The sequence below is a fragment of the Candidatus Beckwithbacteria bacterium genome (genome assembly GCA_012797845.1).
Lineage (GTDB): Bacteria > Patescibacteriota > Microgenomatia > UBA1400 > UBA1449 > JAAZOH01.
In genome coordinates this window covers 52,591-66,095 of record JAAZOH010000040.1, presented here as the reverse complement: position 1 = coordinate 66,095, position 13,505 = coordinate 52,591, and the positions used below count along the sequence as shown (strand labels likewise).

Annotated in this window: 11 protein-coding genes; 7 read left to right on the top strand and 4 right to left on the bottom strand. The window is 35.8% G+C overall.

All coding sequences use genetic code 11. The features are described 5' to 3' along the window. Positions 1 to 36: 36 nt before the first annotated feature. The 3 genes from GYA49_05405 to GYA49_05395 are packed head-to-tail and all read left to right on the top strand — an operon-like array spanning position 37 to position 4,359. Positions 37 to 1,191 (top strand): hypothetical protein, encoded by a 1,155-nt coding sequence (locus GYA49_05405; GenBank protein ID NMC36451.1) that lies wholly within the window; start codon positions 37 to 39, stop codon positions 1,189 to 1,191. Continuing rightward, complete coding sequence (locus GYA49_05400) at positions 1,188 to 2,657, top strand: hypothetical protein (protein NMC36450.1); 1,470 nt, start codon at positions 1,188 to 1,190, stop codon at positions 2,655 to 2,657. Before GYA49_05405 ends, GYA49_05400 begins: the two co-directional genes overlap by 4 nt. Further along, a complete protein-coding gene (locus tag GYA49_05395; protein ID NMC36449.1) occupies positions 2,620 to 4,359 on the top strand; it encodes a hypothetical protein in 1,740 nt (579 codons plus the stop codon). Before GYA49_05400 ends, GYA49_05395 begins: the two co-directional genes overlap by 38 nt. Here GYA49_05395 and GYA49_05390 read toward each other — a convergent pair. Next, positions 4,344 to 5,336, bottom strand: coding sequence for a methyltransferase domain-containing protein (locus GYA49_05390; GenBank protein ID NMC36448.1), 993 nt, complete (start codon positions 5,334 to 5,336; stop codon positions 4,344 to 4,346). The two genes, GYA49_05395 and GYA49_05390, sit on opposite strands and share 16 nt — an antisense overlap. A gap of 145 nt (positions 5,337 to 5,481) precedes the next feature. On the opposite strand from GYA49_05390, the gene GYA49_05385 reads away from it, so the two are divergent. Beyond that, a complete protein-coding gene (locus GYA49_05385; GenBank protein ID NMC36447.1) occupies positions 5,482 to 5,745 on the top strand; it encodes a hypothetical protein in 264 nt (87 codons plus the stop codon). 406 nt (positions 5,746 to 6,151) lie between these two features. Here GYA49_05385 and GYA49_05380 read toward each other — a convergent pair whose 3' ends face one another. Together GYA49_05380 and GYA49_05375 are read right to left on the bottom strand one after the other, a co-directional pair. After that, positions 6,152 to 7,066: a glycosyltransferase family 2 protein gene (locus GYA49_05380; GenBank protein NMC36446.1), complete on the bottom strand. Its 915-nt coding sequence runs from the start codon at positions 7,064 to 7,066 to the stop codon at positions 6,152 to 6,154. Beyond that, positions 7,053 to 8,495, bottom strand: coding sequence for an oligosaccharide flippase family protein (locus GYA49_05375; protein ID NMC36445.1), 1,443 nt, complete (start codon positions 8,493 to 8,495; stop codon positions 7,053 to 7,055). The genes GYA49_05380 and GYA49_05375 overlap by 14 nt, the downstream gene beginning before the upstream one ends. A gap of 184 nt (positions 8,496 to 8,679) precedes the next feature. Between GYA49_05375 and GYA49_05370 the strand changes: the two genes are divergently transcribed. Genes GYA49_05370 through GYA49_05360 form a run of 3 tightly spaced genes read left to right on the top strand, consistent with a single transcriptional unit; the run spans position 8,680 to position 11,576 of the window. Further along, on the top strand, positions 8,680 to 9,903 hold the full coding sequence (locus GYA49_05370; protein ID NMC36444.1) for a hypothetical protein: 1,224 nt from the start codon (positions 8,680 to 8,682) through the stop codon (positions 9,901 to 9,903). Then, entirely contained in the window at positions 9,875 to 10,789 is a 915-nt protein-coding gene (locus tag GYA49_05365; protein ID NMC36443.1) for a glycosyltransferase family 2 protein, read from the top strand. The genes GYA49_05370 and GYA49_05365 overlap by 29 nt, the downstream gene beginning before the upstream one ends. A gap of 1 nt (position 10,790) precedes the next feature. After that, complete coding sequence (locus GYA49_05360) at positions 10,791 to 11,576, top strand: glycosyltransferase family 2 protein (GenBank protein NMC36442.1); 786 nt, start codon at positions 10,791 to 10,793, stop codon at positions 11,574 to 11,576. Here the strand turns inward: GYA49_05360 and GYA49_05355 are convergent. Beyond that, entirely contained in the window at positions 11,570 to 13,195 is a 1,626-nt protein-coding gene (locus tag GYA49_05355; GenBank protein NMC36441.1) for a DUF4173 domain-containing protein, read from the bottom strand. The genes GYA49_05360 and GYA49_05355 overlap by 7 nt on opposite strands. Between the last annotated feature and the right edge of the window lie 310 nt (positions 13,196 to 13,505).

The window sequence follows — 13,505 nt, the reverse complement described above, 5'->3', positions numbered from 1 at the left end:
TTCTTCTTTTTAGTCTTTCTCTTGTATACTAAACCTATGGATTCTCAAATTCAGAAAAAATCGTGGTTATGGGTAGCTTTGTTTGCTTTGGTCTGGTTTTTTGTCAGTCTTTATTCTTATACCCAGCGAGATCTAAATCTGACTATTTTTAACACTCCTTTTTTGCAGCAAATTCAAAATAGTCTTATTGAGTTGGGCTACTATCAGCGACCAATGGCAACTTTACTATTCCTGATTTTGTCGCTACTTCTGATTGGTCTTTATTGCAAAATTGTGCTTGGTAAACTGACGCTGAACAAATCTCAACTCCTAGCTGCTATTGGGTTACTGGTAGGATTGGGCTTGTTGGCATACCCCATATTTTCTCATGATATATTTAACTATTTATTTAATGCCAAGATGGTATTGGTCTATGGGGCTAATCCTCATACACAAACAGCTTTGGATTTTGCTTCGGATCCTTGGGTCAGGTTTATGCACAATGTTCACACAGCCGCGCCATACGGTTATGGTTGGACGGCTATTTCCCTCTTGCCAGTGTGGTTAGGGTTACCTCGATTTACTATTAGTTTATTTTTGATGAAAGCTTGGGTTGCAGGTTTTTACCTTTTAGAAGTCTTTTTATTTTACAAATTGAGTCTAAAACTCTTTCCTAAAAAAGCTCTATTTCGTACAGCCATAATGGTTTTAAATCCACTGCTTTTAGTTGAAACAATTATTGTGGGGCATAACGATAGTGTCATGATGGCTTTCACTTTATTGTCTTTACTAATTCTTTACTCAGATTCTTTGCCAAGTATCAAGCGGTATCCTTTGGCACTTTTAGCGTGGTTAGCTTCAGTATCAATCAAATATGCTACAGTGGTTTTACTGCCTTTTTATTTTTTAAAACAAAAAATTGATATTTTTACCTGGGGAGGCTTAGCGCTTTTGATTGTTTTGCTGAGTCGGCCAGGGCAACTGCATTCCTGGTATTTGCATTGGGGAATTGTATTATTACTACTTTCTAAAAAATGGTGGGCGGTTGCTTTAGCCCTGCTGCTTTCTATTGGTGGATTACTGCGTTATGCTCCTTTTATTTATTATGGTAACTGGGATGCGCCGGTACCACTGCAGCGGTATATAATTTTAGGATTGCCGCTTTTACTTTTGCTTTTTAAACCAGTACAAGAGTTATTTAAAAAACTATGAAATTTTTAGGTAAAAAAGATTACTTGTTTTTAGGACCATTACTGTTGGGCTTGGGAGTTTATATGTATAAACTAACTAGCTTTCCCATTTTTGCTGATGAAGCGATTTATCTCAACTGGGCTAATCGGGTCATAACCGGTCAAGAAAACCCGTTTATTTCCATGTTTGATGGCAAACCGCCACTATTTATCTGGCTCACAGGATTACTATTTAAATTGATTGGTAATTTATTTTTCTCAGGCCGGCTAGTTTCAGTGCTAGCTCTTTTTGCACTAGGAATAGGAATATATTTTTTAGCAAAGACCAAAAAAGAACTGCTTTGGTTAAAAACCGGATTTTTACTAATTATTATTTCTCCATTTGTTTTCTTTCATGGGCGAATGGCGCTGATGGATACCTTGCTGGCAGCCTTGCTTTTAGGAGCTGTTTTGGCCTGGACTCAGCTGAAAAACTATTCTCGAATTATCGCAACTGGTTTGTTATTGGGTCTGGCTTTTTGGACTAAAACTCCAGCGCTGTTTTTGGTTCCCTTTCCTTTACTAAGCACACTTATATTTGAACGAAATAAAAAAACATTCATAGCTGCTTTAATTACCACCGTTTTAGCTTGTTTAGTAATTTTGAGTCTCAAAGTCAGTGTTTGGTTTCCATATCTCATGAACCGGTCTGAGGATTTTAGCTTTCAAGTGACTGAAGTTTTGGCTGGACAACGTGATCAGATTGCTGGCAATTTTGGGCATTTAGGATCTTGGTTGGTATTTTATGAAGGTTGGGTCGTTATTATTTTAGCTATTGCTGGGATTGTTTTGGGTATTGTTAAAAAGAATAAATTAATTATCAATTTGATTTTAGTTTCAGTGATGTTTGCGGCTCCGTTTCTTATTTTAGGCAAGGTAGTTACACCCAGATACTATCTATTTTTAGGATTTACAATTCCGTTCCTAGCTGCGTTTTGCCTACAAACTATTGGCAAAATTCCTAAAGCTATAGCTTTACTTTTGATTATCTTATTTGCAGTCTCAGCTGATTATAAGACCTTAAGCAATCCCTTGACAGCTCATTTGGCAAAAGCTGATCAACAGCAATATTTATGGGAATGGTCAAGCGGGATTGGCTTGCGCGAAGCTTCGCAGTTTTTAGCTAAGGAAGCTCAAAACAAAAAGATTTTAATCTTGACTGAAGGTTACTTTGGAACACTGCCGGATGGTCTATTTGTCTTGCTGGAAGGTAATTCCAACTGGCATAATATGGAAGTTGTGGGAATTGGAGGGCCGGCTTCTGAGAATTTTGTAGATACGATTTTGCAAGCAAAGGCTGAACAAATTTACTATGTGGGGAATGAAAACCGGATTGATTTAGCCAGTCGTGAGAAAATGAAACTTATTAAAAATTATCCAAAACTAAATGACGGAGCACCGTTGCAAGTTTATGAAATCAATAATCGCACAAATTGGCAAGCTCAATAACTGGCTTGATAAACATCAAGTCAAAACCATTAGTTTTATTATTGTTTTGGCTGTTGTCAATATTTTAGTTGCTAAACCTTTGCTGACTGATAAGGTTTTTACGGTTCATGATTTTACTTCACCGTCACGGCTCTTTGAGCTGGATCAAACATTTAAAGCAGAGCAATTTCCACCCCGTTGGTCGCAAAATTTTGGCTTTGGTTTTGGAATGCCACTGTTTCAGTTTTATGCCCCCTTATTTTTTTATCTGGCAGAAATTCCATACCTGCTTGGTTTTTCTTTGATGACTTCTCTGAAAATTATCTTAGTTCTCATTACTTTATTTGGCTTTTATGGCATGTATCTTCTAGCTAAAAAACTGACGAACCATTGGGGAGGGTTGCTGGCTGCTACCACATTTACGCTCGCACCTTATCATGCGGTCAATCTTTATGTGCGGGGCGCTTGGGCTGAATATTTGGCTGTTGCTCTGATCCCCTGGAGTTTTTATTTTGTAGTCACACTAATTAACTCAGAAAAAAAACTGAAGCCTTATATAGGTTTAACTTTGACTTTGCTTGCTATTTTGTTGTCACACAATGTCAGTATCGTGACTTTTATGCCGTTTTGGGGAGGAGTAAGTTTGGGGATTTTACTGTTATCAAAAAAACTAAAACTATGGTATTTACTGGCATTATCAGTAGTGCAATCAGTGGCGGTATCAGCTTTTTTCTTGATTCCGGCTTTTGTGCAAAAAGGCTATACGCGGGCCAGCAGTCTGACTGAGGGGTTTAGCTATTTTAAATTACACTTTCTGTATTTTCGGCAACTATTTGTTCCTAATTGGAAATATGGCGGTTCAGTCTTAGGGATTGAAGATGATATGTCTTTTTATCTGGGTAATGATATCGTCATTATGGCTGTACTAGCTACAGTTTTGATAATTTATTTTTACGTTGCTAAAAAAACACAAGAAAAAAAGCAGGAACTACAGACTTTAGTTTTATTTGGATTGGCTCTGCTACTGGCTATAGCTTTGACTAACTTTAAATCTCAACGCTTGTGGGAGCGTTTGCCGTTAGTTAGTTTTATCCAGTTTCCTTGGCGGTTTTTGGGGGTGGCTTCGTTTTTCTTAGCGCTTTTGACGGCTTATGTTGCGAGCTTCAAAAAGGCAGCTCCTCTTATTACTATTTTCCTTATTGTCACTATTGCTTTGAATAGTCAGTATTTTCGGCCTAAAGACCTAATTGAATCCGGTAGTATTTTTGAGCCCACTGCCAGTTTTATTGCCTGGCGGATGAGTGGAATTTTGCCTGACTATGTACCATCTGGGACTGATTGGGAACATATGCAACCAGCTAAAGCCTTAACCGAACTAGTTAAAGGTGAAGGCACTATTGATGTTGTGACTAATAATGCAAATCAAATTGTCCTGAAAGCTAACTTTAGTAAAGCTGGTGAAATCAAAATTAACCGCTTTTACTTTCCCAGCTGGCAATTTACTAGCAATGGGCAAAAGTTAGATTGTAAAATTGAAGATAATCTTTATGTTTGCCCTGTTGCTCAAGGCCAAAGTGAGATTAAGATGTTTTGGAGTGAGCAGGGGATAAATCTGTGGAGTGATTTGGTTTCGATAATTGCGGCGATGAGCTTAGGAGGGATAATACTTTTTAGTAAAAATAGTAAGCAAAAATTTTTACATAACTCTTATTTTTTTGCATAAATTTGCAAAGCAGAGGCTTCTGGTTCAACTGGTTGATCATATATTGGTGAGCCACAAAGTGACTTAATAACCCCCGATCTTGAAGCAAAAGCATAACCATAACCTATATTAAGATTTTGAAAGCCTGCTTCCCTTAATTCAGATTGTAGCTCTTGTCTAATTTGCTCAACAGTTGTACCATCGGAAATCTTATTAAGACGTCCTTCTACCGATAAAACGCAACCGCCTGGTTTAAGAACACGATAAAATTCAGCAAAAAGTTTTATGTGTTGCTCAGGATTTTTTGGTTCTCTTAACGAATGTAGTAAATAGTTGGTTTGAATTGTACTAAAAGAATCAACTCCGTATGGTAAATGGTAACCGTCCCCTAAAACAAAATTATCAGTTGCTCCAAGTGTTACCCCTTCTAAGTCAATTACATACGTATGTCCATTAGGAAAGAAAGCCTTATTTAACGCTTGGAACTCAAATATTGTATTGGTGCTCATGGCTCCAACTAAGAGCGATGAATAACCCTCAGGTAAAACAGGGTTCTCTTCTCGATATCTTTGTAATAATTCTGAATAAGAAGGAAAAAACAACCCATATGTTGTACTTAAAACTGGAGTATTTAAAAGCAATTCGGCACCCAATATCAAACAAGTTCCTTTCTCTTGCATCTCTCTTCCTCTTTCAAGCTTATCTAATCCAAGGTATTTTCGAAATAAAAAATTTATTAGATCAGGATAATAAGAACATGAAAGAAGCAAATCCTTTGCTTGTGTTGAACCAAGAAAATCAGTATTACCAGTTAGTATGGAGGCTAAAGCAGCAACTTCGATAGTCTGAACTTCATTAGCTTTAAGATGATTTATCCTAGCAATTTGAGCAGCAGCATAACCCATCAATTCTTCTGGCGATAGTAGTACTTGAAATTCTCTGCCGTGCATATTTTTAGAGAGTTGAATTATAGTATAAAAAAATATAATAATCAACATATTATAGGATTATATTTCTTCTTTCTAGTCAAAGGATGCTAGTTTTTGAAATTATGAAAATTGGAAAAATTGGTTTAAATAGTAAGTTTTTCAAATAAACAAAATATTGACTTTTAATACTTAATCCTATAAATTATCCAATAATATGAAAGGTAATTCTGAAAATGACCAACTTTTGAATGATTTTTCTCAAGCCATAAGTTCTGATGGTAGCGGTACTTATCAATCTATTTTAGATCGAGCTGTTGCACTATCTCAAATTCCTCCATCAGCAGCCGTATTTGATCAATTAGCACTTCTTTGGACAGAGGTTGCAGTATTAGGTTTAGTAGATGAAGAAATTGCAATGAAACACATAGGGTTTATGTGGGAAGTTGCTGATAGGATGCGAGAAGAGAATAAGAATTAGTCGTATAATTTATTTTTTATTTATTCCAACCCCAGGCCCATATTTTTTCATAGGAACATCATTTAATTCTTCAGGGTATTTCTTAATTAGTTTTTGAATTATTTTTTCGGAGTAATCATCTTTTGTATACCACTCTGTTGTCAAATGTTTTATGCTTCTCCATGGACCATGTCTTTTTAAGTAACTAACAAGCCTTGTTTTTCTTTTCCAATCCCTTACTTCGTTTGACTGAAAATATAATGAAATCCCCCAAATAAAGACAAGAATTAATGTTAATATCCAGTGGTTAGGAAATAAATTAACCTACTGATTTATTGCAAAAGGAAGAATTAGAATTGAAAAAATAATTACAATAGGTAAAGGCTTTTTTTCAATTATCTCTAAAATATTCTTAATTTCCATATAGTTATAAACCGATTTTTCTCTTCACTTTCAAGTTTAATTTTTGCAAGGGGTTAGCGGCTTTATTTATAGCAACTTCTTTGATCCACCAGTAAAAATCTTTAGCTATAGTGGTAGTTTGGGTTTGAACGGTAGCTAAGGTTTTCTTTTCATAGGTCGTATCAAATTTCTTCAGTTCCCAGACTTTTAAAACAACAACCAGTTCGTAAAAAGCTTGGAGCAGAGCTAAGGCTAAACCATGAATGCCATCTTTATAACCATGGAAAGCAAAGAAGCGGCGCAGAAACTCATCAAAAGGACGTTTGATCAGTTGGGAAGTAAAGGGTGGATGAATTTGTTTGGCAAAATATGTAGCATCAGCGCTAGTATAGCGGTTAAGTTTATCAATAAACTGGCTAATGGTTTGGTAGTTGTAGTGATAGAGATGATGATTAAGCTTGGCTTTTTGACCATCTATTTCCGGATGTTCGTGAATATGCTCGCAAGGAAAAGTGATTTGGCTTTTTTTGAAAAGCCGGAGCTGATAGTCCGGATACCAATTAGAGTACTTCATCCATTTACCAAAGAGCAGATTTTTCCGAGGAATTTCATAGCCATCATAAGCAGGATTTTCTAAGACTCTTTTAATTTCTTTTGCCAAGGCCGGACTGACTTTTTCATCAGCATCTAGCCATAAAACCCACTCATTTTTAGCCAGATTGATAGCGATTTGTTTGTTGACATGAAATTGCTCCTGATGAGTTTTGACGAAGACTTTTTTAGTATATTTTTTAGCAATTTGAGCGGTATTGTCGGTAGTAGTTTGATCAACTACTACTACAATTTCATCGGCTAGGTTTTTAACAGATTCTAAAGCTCGGGCAATATTGGCTGCTTCATTGCGGGCGAGTAAACAGATTGAAAGTTTATTGTTTGGCATAGGCTATAAATTTACGAATTTGTAGACTTAATCTTTTGCCATCTAGTATATATAAAATTGCGCCATAGATCACGCCGCCGGAAATAATGGTACCAATAAGTTTGACAAGACCAGGTTTAAAATTGGGTAAAATTGGGCTTAAAACTGCCAGCATAACTAGCGAAGCCAGTAGCGGAATAGCAATGGGTCGGAATAAATCAACCTTGACTATTTTTCGGACCATAAGGTAGGGAACGATAGAAGTAAGAGCAACAGTAATTGAAGCGATAGCAACTCCGTGGTAACCGAATTTATAAGCAAAAAGAGGATAGAGCGTTAGAGTCAAGGTAGCCCACATAAACATCAAGCCCATGGTAGTTTTGACTTTGCCAATAGCGGTCAAGAAATTGGTCAAAAAGGTTGAGACTGAAGCAATGGCAGCTGAGATCAAAAATAAATTAAAAGTAGATAAACCCGGTTCCCATTTAGAATACTTGGGAATAATATCAATAATTTGGGGCATCAGCAGGTAAGCACCGGCTAAAGAAGGAAAAACCATGACAGTAATAAAGTGAACCGATTGTTCCAAAGCTTGTTTGGCTTTTTCTAAATCATGCTGCAATCTGGAAAAGAGTGGGAAGGAAACTTTGACCATAGAATCCAAAAAGTAGCGCAAAGGCAAATTGGCCCATTTTTCAGCCCAACCTAAGATACCCATCCCACCAACGCCAATAATCTTAGCCAGAATTAATAAAGAAACCCGGTCTTTAAAAACTGCAATCAAACTATTAGCCTGAAAAGGAATACCGAAATTAAGCAAACCCTTTACAGCTTTAAAATTAAAACTTAGGCTGGGTTTCCAGGGCACTAAAATATAAATGGCAATGGTTCCGGAAAGGGCTCTAGCTAACACAGCCCAAATATAGCTTTTAACCCCAAAACCCTGCCAAGCTAAAACGACAATAATACTGTTAAAAGCTAAGGCTTCAATAACTTGAGGAATGACAATATTATTAAACCGTAATTTTCGCTCGGAAAGTACCGAAGGAATCGTTTTTAGAGAAGATAAGAAAAAAGACAGCAGTAGGGCATATAAAAGCACCAGCCCAATTTGATCCAATTCGTAAAAATCTTTGATTTGATAGCGAAAGATAAAAGCTACAACAATTAAAAACAACACTAAACCCATTTGAATCGTGAAAGTAGCACTAATCTCAGATTTTTTAAGCTTTTTCTTTTTCTGGATTAAAGCTCCGGCCAAGCCAATATCGGAAAAATAAGTCAAAATATCAACAATAGTTGAAGTGATAATAAAAATACCAAAATCTTTAGGAGATAGAAAAATAGTCAGGGCAAAGGCGCCTAAAAAATTGACAACATTAAGAAAAAAGGTTCTGGAAGTCAAAGCAATAACAGATCTAGTGGCGCGGGTAGCGATGTTTTTTGCCATATGTGCTTTAATTGCAGAATCTTTCATCTTTGTCATTCCTGCGAAGGCAGGAATCTATGTCTCAAAACAGCTTATATACATGGATCCTGAAACAAGTTCAGGATGACAAAGTTAATAATTTGTAATTGTTATATTGTACTAATGTTTAGAAAAGAATACTAATTAAGCTACAATGAAATAAATTATGCTATTTGCCAACTTTACCCAGGAATTTGTAATCTTCTTTGCTTTATATACTATTTTATTTAGTTTGCTATTTATTCCCAAGATTAGCAAACGATTAAAAAAACTTAATTACCAATATTTATTTTGGGGAGTGTTGGGATTACAGTTACTAACTATTGCTCTGATTAAAAAAGAGATTACTGATGTGATGTTGTTTTCCGGAGCCGGTTGGCATTTGCGTCACGGCATTGATTTTTACTTTATCGATTCGGATCATGGTCAGTACCCCTTTTTCCCATTCTTAATTTTTGCTCACGCTGTTTTTAACTACCTAACCGAAACCATCAAACTATTTCCGTTTGTTTTTTATCTCAAACTTTTACTGATTGCGGCTCTACAATATCTTGGTTTTTTTATTTACAAAAAAACCAAGAGCCAAATTCTACAACTGCAGTTTTTACTTTGTCCGATTACTTTTGCAGTTGTTTTATATCATGGCCAGATTGATGTAATCTTGTTGGCATTTTTATTAGCCAGTTTGCAATTTTTATTGGCTCAAAAATTACAAACCGTTGTACTTGGAGCATTATTGTTGGCAGCTTCAATTGCAACTAAAACCTGGTCAATAGTCTTTTTACCTTTAATTGCTTGGTTTCAGAAGAATATGTTTAAAGTTATCTTGACTGGTTTACTTATAGTTTTATTTTTATTAGGTGATGTATTTATCTATACCCGCTTGGTCTTTGGTTCAAGTGTCCGGACGGTTTTGCCAGCAGTTTTAGCAGCCGGTGGTCCAATTGGCCATTGGGGATGGCCTTTATTGGTCAGCTTTATTATTCCCATTTCCGTGATTACAAATTACAAATTCTATCTTTTTATTTTGTTGCTTGGTGTGGTTTTTGCGATTCTTGTTTGGAAAAAACTTCCTTTAACCATCAGCCTATTGGGATTTGTGTTGGGTTTATATTTAGTTATTCCCAACTGGGGAATTCAATACAGTTTTTGGGTGTTGCCGTTTTTATTTTTAAGTTTTTCGCAAATTTCTAAACCCTGGACTTATAGTTATTTATTTTTAAGCTCGATTTTGGTGTTTGCCAATTATTTAAATCTCTCAGCTGCAAAATCCGTATTTTCAGTGCAGATTCTCGACATGATCGGTATAATAGTATGGTTATGGATTTTATTAGGTTTTTATCTGCTTGTTGCAAAAAAATATGAAAAAAATCGGGATTATCTTACTTAACTATAACGGCTTGGCTGACACCTTAGACTGTTTACAATCTTTAGCAAAGATTAAACAAACTGGTTTTTCAACTAGTATTTTTGTAGTGGATTATAGTAAAGACGTTAAGGAGTCAGAACAAATTAAAAAACAATTTTATCAAATCAAACTAATTAGAAAAGAAAGTAATTTAGGGTTTGCTAAAGGTAATAATGTTGGTATTGCCGAAGCTTTGAAATGGGGAGCAGATTATGTTTTGCTGCTTAATAGCGATACGATAGTAAGCTCTGATTTTTTACAAAAACTGTTTATATATCTTAAAAAAAACCATCAAGTTGGAGCAGTTTCGCCCAAAATTTATTTTGCCAAAGGTTTTGAATTTCACAAAGAAAAATATGCAAAATCAGATTTAGGAAAAGTAATATGGTATGCTGGCGGCCAAATTGATTGGGCCAATATGCTGGCTTTTCACCGGGGAGTTGATGAAGTTGATCATGGTCAATTTGACAAAATCTTAGAAACCGATTTTATTTCTGGTTGTTGCAGTTTAATTCGAAAAGAAGTATTAGAACAAGTTGGAGATTTAAATGAAAAATTGTTTTTATACTTTGAAGATACTGATTGGTCACAGCGAGTTAAGAAAGCTGGTTGGAAGCTAAAATATTATCCCAAAGCTCATATCTGGCATAAAAACGCAGGTGGTTCAGGGGTTGGTTCTAGCTTGCAGGATTACTTTATAACCCGCAATAGATTATGGTTTGGGTTTGTCTACGCGCCTTGGCGAACTAAATTCGCTTTATGCAAACAATCATTGTTACAATTAGTCAAAAGTAATTATTGGACCAAGCAGGGAGTGAAAGATTTTTATTTAGGAAATATGAAACAAGGTAGCTGGAAAGGAAAATAATATGAAATTATCAGTTATTATTACCACCCATAATGAAGAACAAATGCTGCCAAAGTGTTTGGAATCAGTGGCTTGGGCTGATGAAATTATTGTTTGTGATAAAAAATCAACTGACAGCACTTTGGCTATTGCTAAAAAAACTAAAGCTAAAATTTGTCATTTTACTGGCGAGCATTTTGATAAATGGCGCAATGAAGCCTTAAAACATGCTAGTGGTGAATGGGTTTTGTACCTTGATCCTGACGAGCGGATCACGTCGGAATTAAAGCAAGAAATTTTAGAAGCCATTAAGAATGATGAGTTTGCAGCTTATCAGTTAGCACGCAAAAATTACTGGTGGGGAGAAGAATTTAAAGTTTGTGGAGCCTGGCCCGACTACGTGACACATCTCATTAAAAAAGAAGCTTTGCAAGATTGGCAAGGAATTATTCATGAATCTCCGATTATTATTGGTGAAATCGGGACTTTGCAAAATCCCCTCATACATTTAACCCACCGGGATTTAGAATCAGGACTTAAAAAAAGCTATGAGTGGACCAAAATGGAAGCGCAGCTTTTCGTTAAAGCTAAACACCCACCCATTACCTGGTGGCGACTAGCCAAAGTTACCCTTTCAGCATTTTTGAAAAAATACCTTGTTCAAGGTGGCTATAAAGCTGGCACCGCTGGATTTGTCGAATCAGCAGTACAAGCTTGGAACCGTTTCATGGTCTATGAGCAAATTTGGGAAATGCAGCAAAATCCCAGTTTGGAAGGGAAGTATTTTAAAATTGACAAGTCTCAATAATAGACCGAAGTTAAAAATATAGTGTCAAAAGACAAATCTTGAGCTACTTCTCTATCTTTTTCAGCTTGTTTTAAAATTTTGTTATAGACATAAAGATAATTGCTTTGTGAAGCCAGTAAGGTTTTAAAAGGCAGTTGAGCTTTTAGGATTTGGTATGCTTTATATTCAGCTAAATTCCAAGTGAAAATACTGTCTAAAGCATTGGGTTTTTGAGGTGATACTGATTGACTAATACTAAACGGACTAGTGATATACCCATCAACAGGTTCGTAATAAGCGGAAATACAATTGGTCATTGAGGCTATATAATCCCTAATTTCTACCGAATTTTTTTGTGTAACTTGAGTTTCAAAAGTCGCCAATTGTTTACTTTGCATGTGTAACTTTTCCAAAATAGCTGAATTGGTCGATTCGTCTTGTTCAAGCTGTTGGATCTTATTAAGATAAAGTTGTTTCTGAAATGCCAAAATAGAAAGGACGATTTGCTTTTTTTCTTGAGTACTGCCGTATTTTTGCGCTAAAAATAAATAGTGGCTGGTCAGATTATCAAGCACCATACCGGCATTGATAATTGCGAGACGTTCGTCTGCTTCATAAAAAGCTTTATTAAGCAACGAAGTATTGCTAAGAGTTTGATCAACCTGCTTATATGACATTAGCCAACCGTTAACACCATCAGGCGAAAATCGGGATAAGTAAGTGTAATCAATGCGATTATTAACTGTTGGAGGATGGTTGTTGGCAATAAAATCTTCGGCTGGAAATAAGCTAAAAGAAGCCAATACTAGGATTGTTAGTAAAGCCTCAGCTGGAAACAGTCTGAGTTTAGTTAAGTAGCGAAAACCGAGTGTAATCACCATACCAGTTAGCCAAAAAAGAAACATACAGCCATATAATCGGCCCAGACTCCAACCATGTAAGCTTTGATAAAGCCAGACTCGGCGATAAATAGAGATGATAAAAAGAAGAATTTCTCCTAAGAGGATTGTTTGAGCCAGTTTTAAGTATTTAGCCTTAGGGATATTGCGGCTGACAATTAAACCTAACCAACTGACAAAATAAATGATAGTGGCTACAAGCAAAAGCTCTACAAAACCTCGACGAACATATTCTGAATAGGTTTTGATACCAAATGTAATCAGCTCAGTTTCCTTAGGAACAGAAGCAAAAATATACGACCATTGCACGGTTAGAAATAAACCTAGAGCTACAATCAGTAAAACCACTGGAACTAAAACCGTCAAGCCGTCTTTAATATTTTTACCTAGCTTCATTAATTGTGGATATTGACTTATATTTCGATAAGCCGTTAGTGGTAACAGAATTAGCAATAATATTGCACTAAATAGCAAGCGTTGGATAAAGTGAGAAGAAAGATCGAGATTAAAAAGCTGCTTCATAAACTGGCCATAAAAAGGATCGGCACTACTTAAAAGAGAAATAACAATGAGTAAAATCGGCAAGCTAAGAACTAAGCCAGCAACAATTTGTCCCCAAAAACCATCAGCTTTCCCTCTTTTGGGGATTTTTAGAAAAAGTGATACATAGTAAGTAAGAGCACTAACAGTGTAATTAAAACTGCTTATAAAAGGTGCCAAAATAGTTTCTGACAAAGTCATACTGAAGGTTTGAGGACTATTACTAAGATAGTACAAAAAGAGTAATAAAATTAAGGCAAATAGTGTATCAACGACCTGGATTAGTCTATTCCCAGATGCGATAATAGGATAAAGACAAAAAAGAAAAACTGCCGCAGTTGTAGCAATGAACTTGAGATTATATTTGAACTTATGACGTATATAAGACAAACTAAGAACTAGAAAAAATAAGACTAGAAGAACCAAACTAGTAGCCATTGAACCAAGCTGGTGAAAGAAGAAAATATTTATAAGTCCAATAAAAAGAACTATCGGAAGCAAATAGCTTTTT

Bases quoted from the DNA above. Each gene is read 5' to 3' on its own strand.
- GYA49_05405 (NMC36451.1), top strand. From the start codon at position 37: ATGGATTCTCAAATTCAGAAAAAATCGTGGTTATGGGTAGCTTTGTTT.
- GYA49_05370 (NMC36444.1), top strand. From the start codon at position 8,680: ATGCTATTTGCCAACTTTACCCAGGAATTTGTAATCTTCTTTGCTTTA.
- GYA49_05385 (NMC36447.1), top strand. From the start codon at position 5,482: ATGAAAGGTAATTCTGAAAATGACCAACTTTTGAATGATTTTTCTCAA.
- GYA49_05360 (NMC36442.1), top strand. From the start codon at position 10,791: ATGAAATTATCAGTTATTATTACCACCCATAATGAAGAACAAATGCTG.
- GYA49_05390 (NMC36448.1), bottom strand. From the start codon at position 5,336: ATGTTGATTATTATATTTTTTTATACTATAATTCAACTCTCTAAAAAT.
- GYA49_05375 (NMC36445.1), bottom strand. From the start codon at position 8,495: ATGGCAAAAAACATCGCTACCCGCGCCACTAGATCTGTTATTGCTTTG.
- GYA49_05355 (NMC36441.1), bottom strand. From the start codon at position 13,195: ATGACTTTGTCAGAAACTATTTTGGCACCTTTTATAAGCAGTTTTAAT.
- GYA49_05380 (NMC36446.1), bottom strand. From the start codon at position 7,066: ATGCCAAACAATAAACTTTCAATCTGTTTACTCGCCCGCAATGAAGCA.
- GYA49_05395 (NMC36449.1), top strand. From the start codon at position 2,620: ATGAAATCAATAATCGCACAAATTGGCAAGCTCAATAACTGGCTTGAT.
- GYA49_05400 (NMC36450.1), top strand. From the start codon at position 1,188: ATGAAATTTTTAGGTAAAAAAGATTACTTGTTTTTAGGACCATTACTG.
- GYA49_05365 (NMC36443.1), top strand. From the start codon at position 9,875: ATGAAAAAAATCGGGATTATCTTACTTAACTATAACGGCTTGGCTGAC.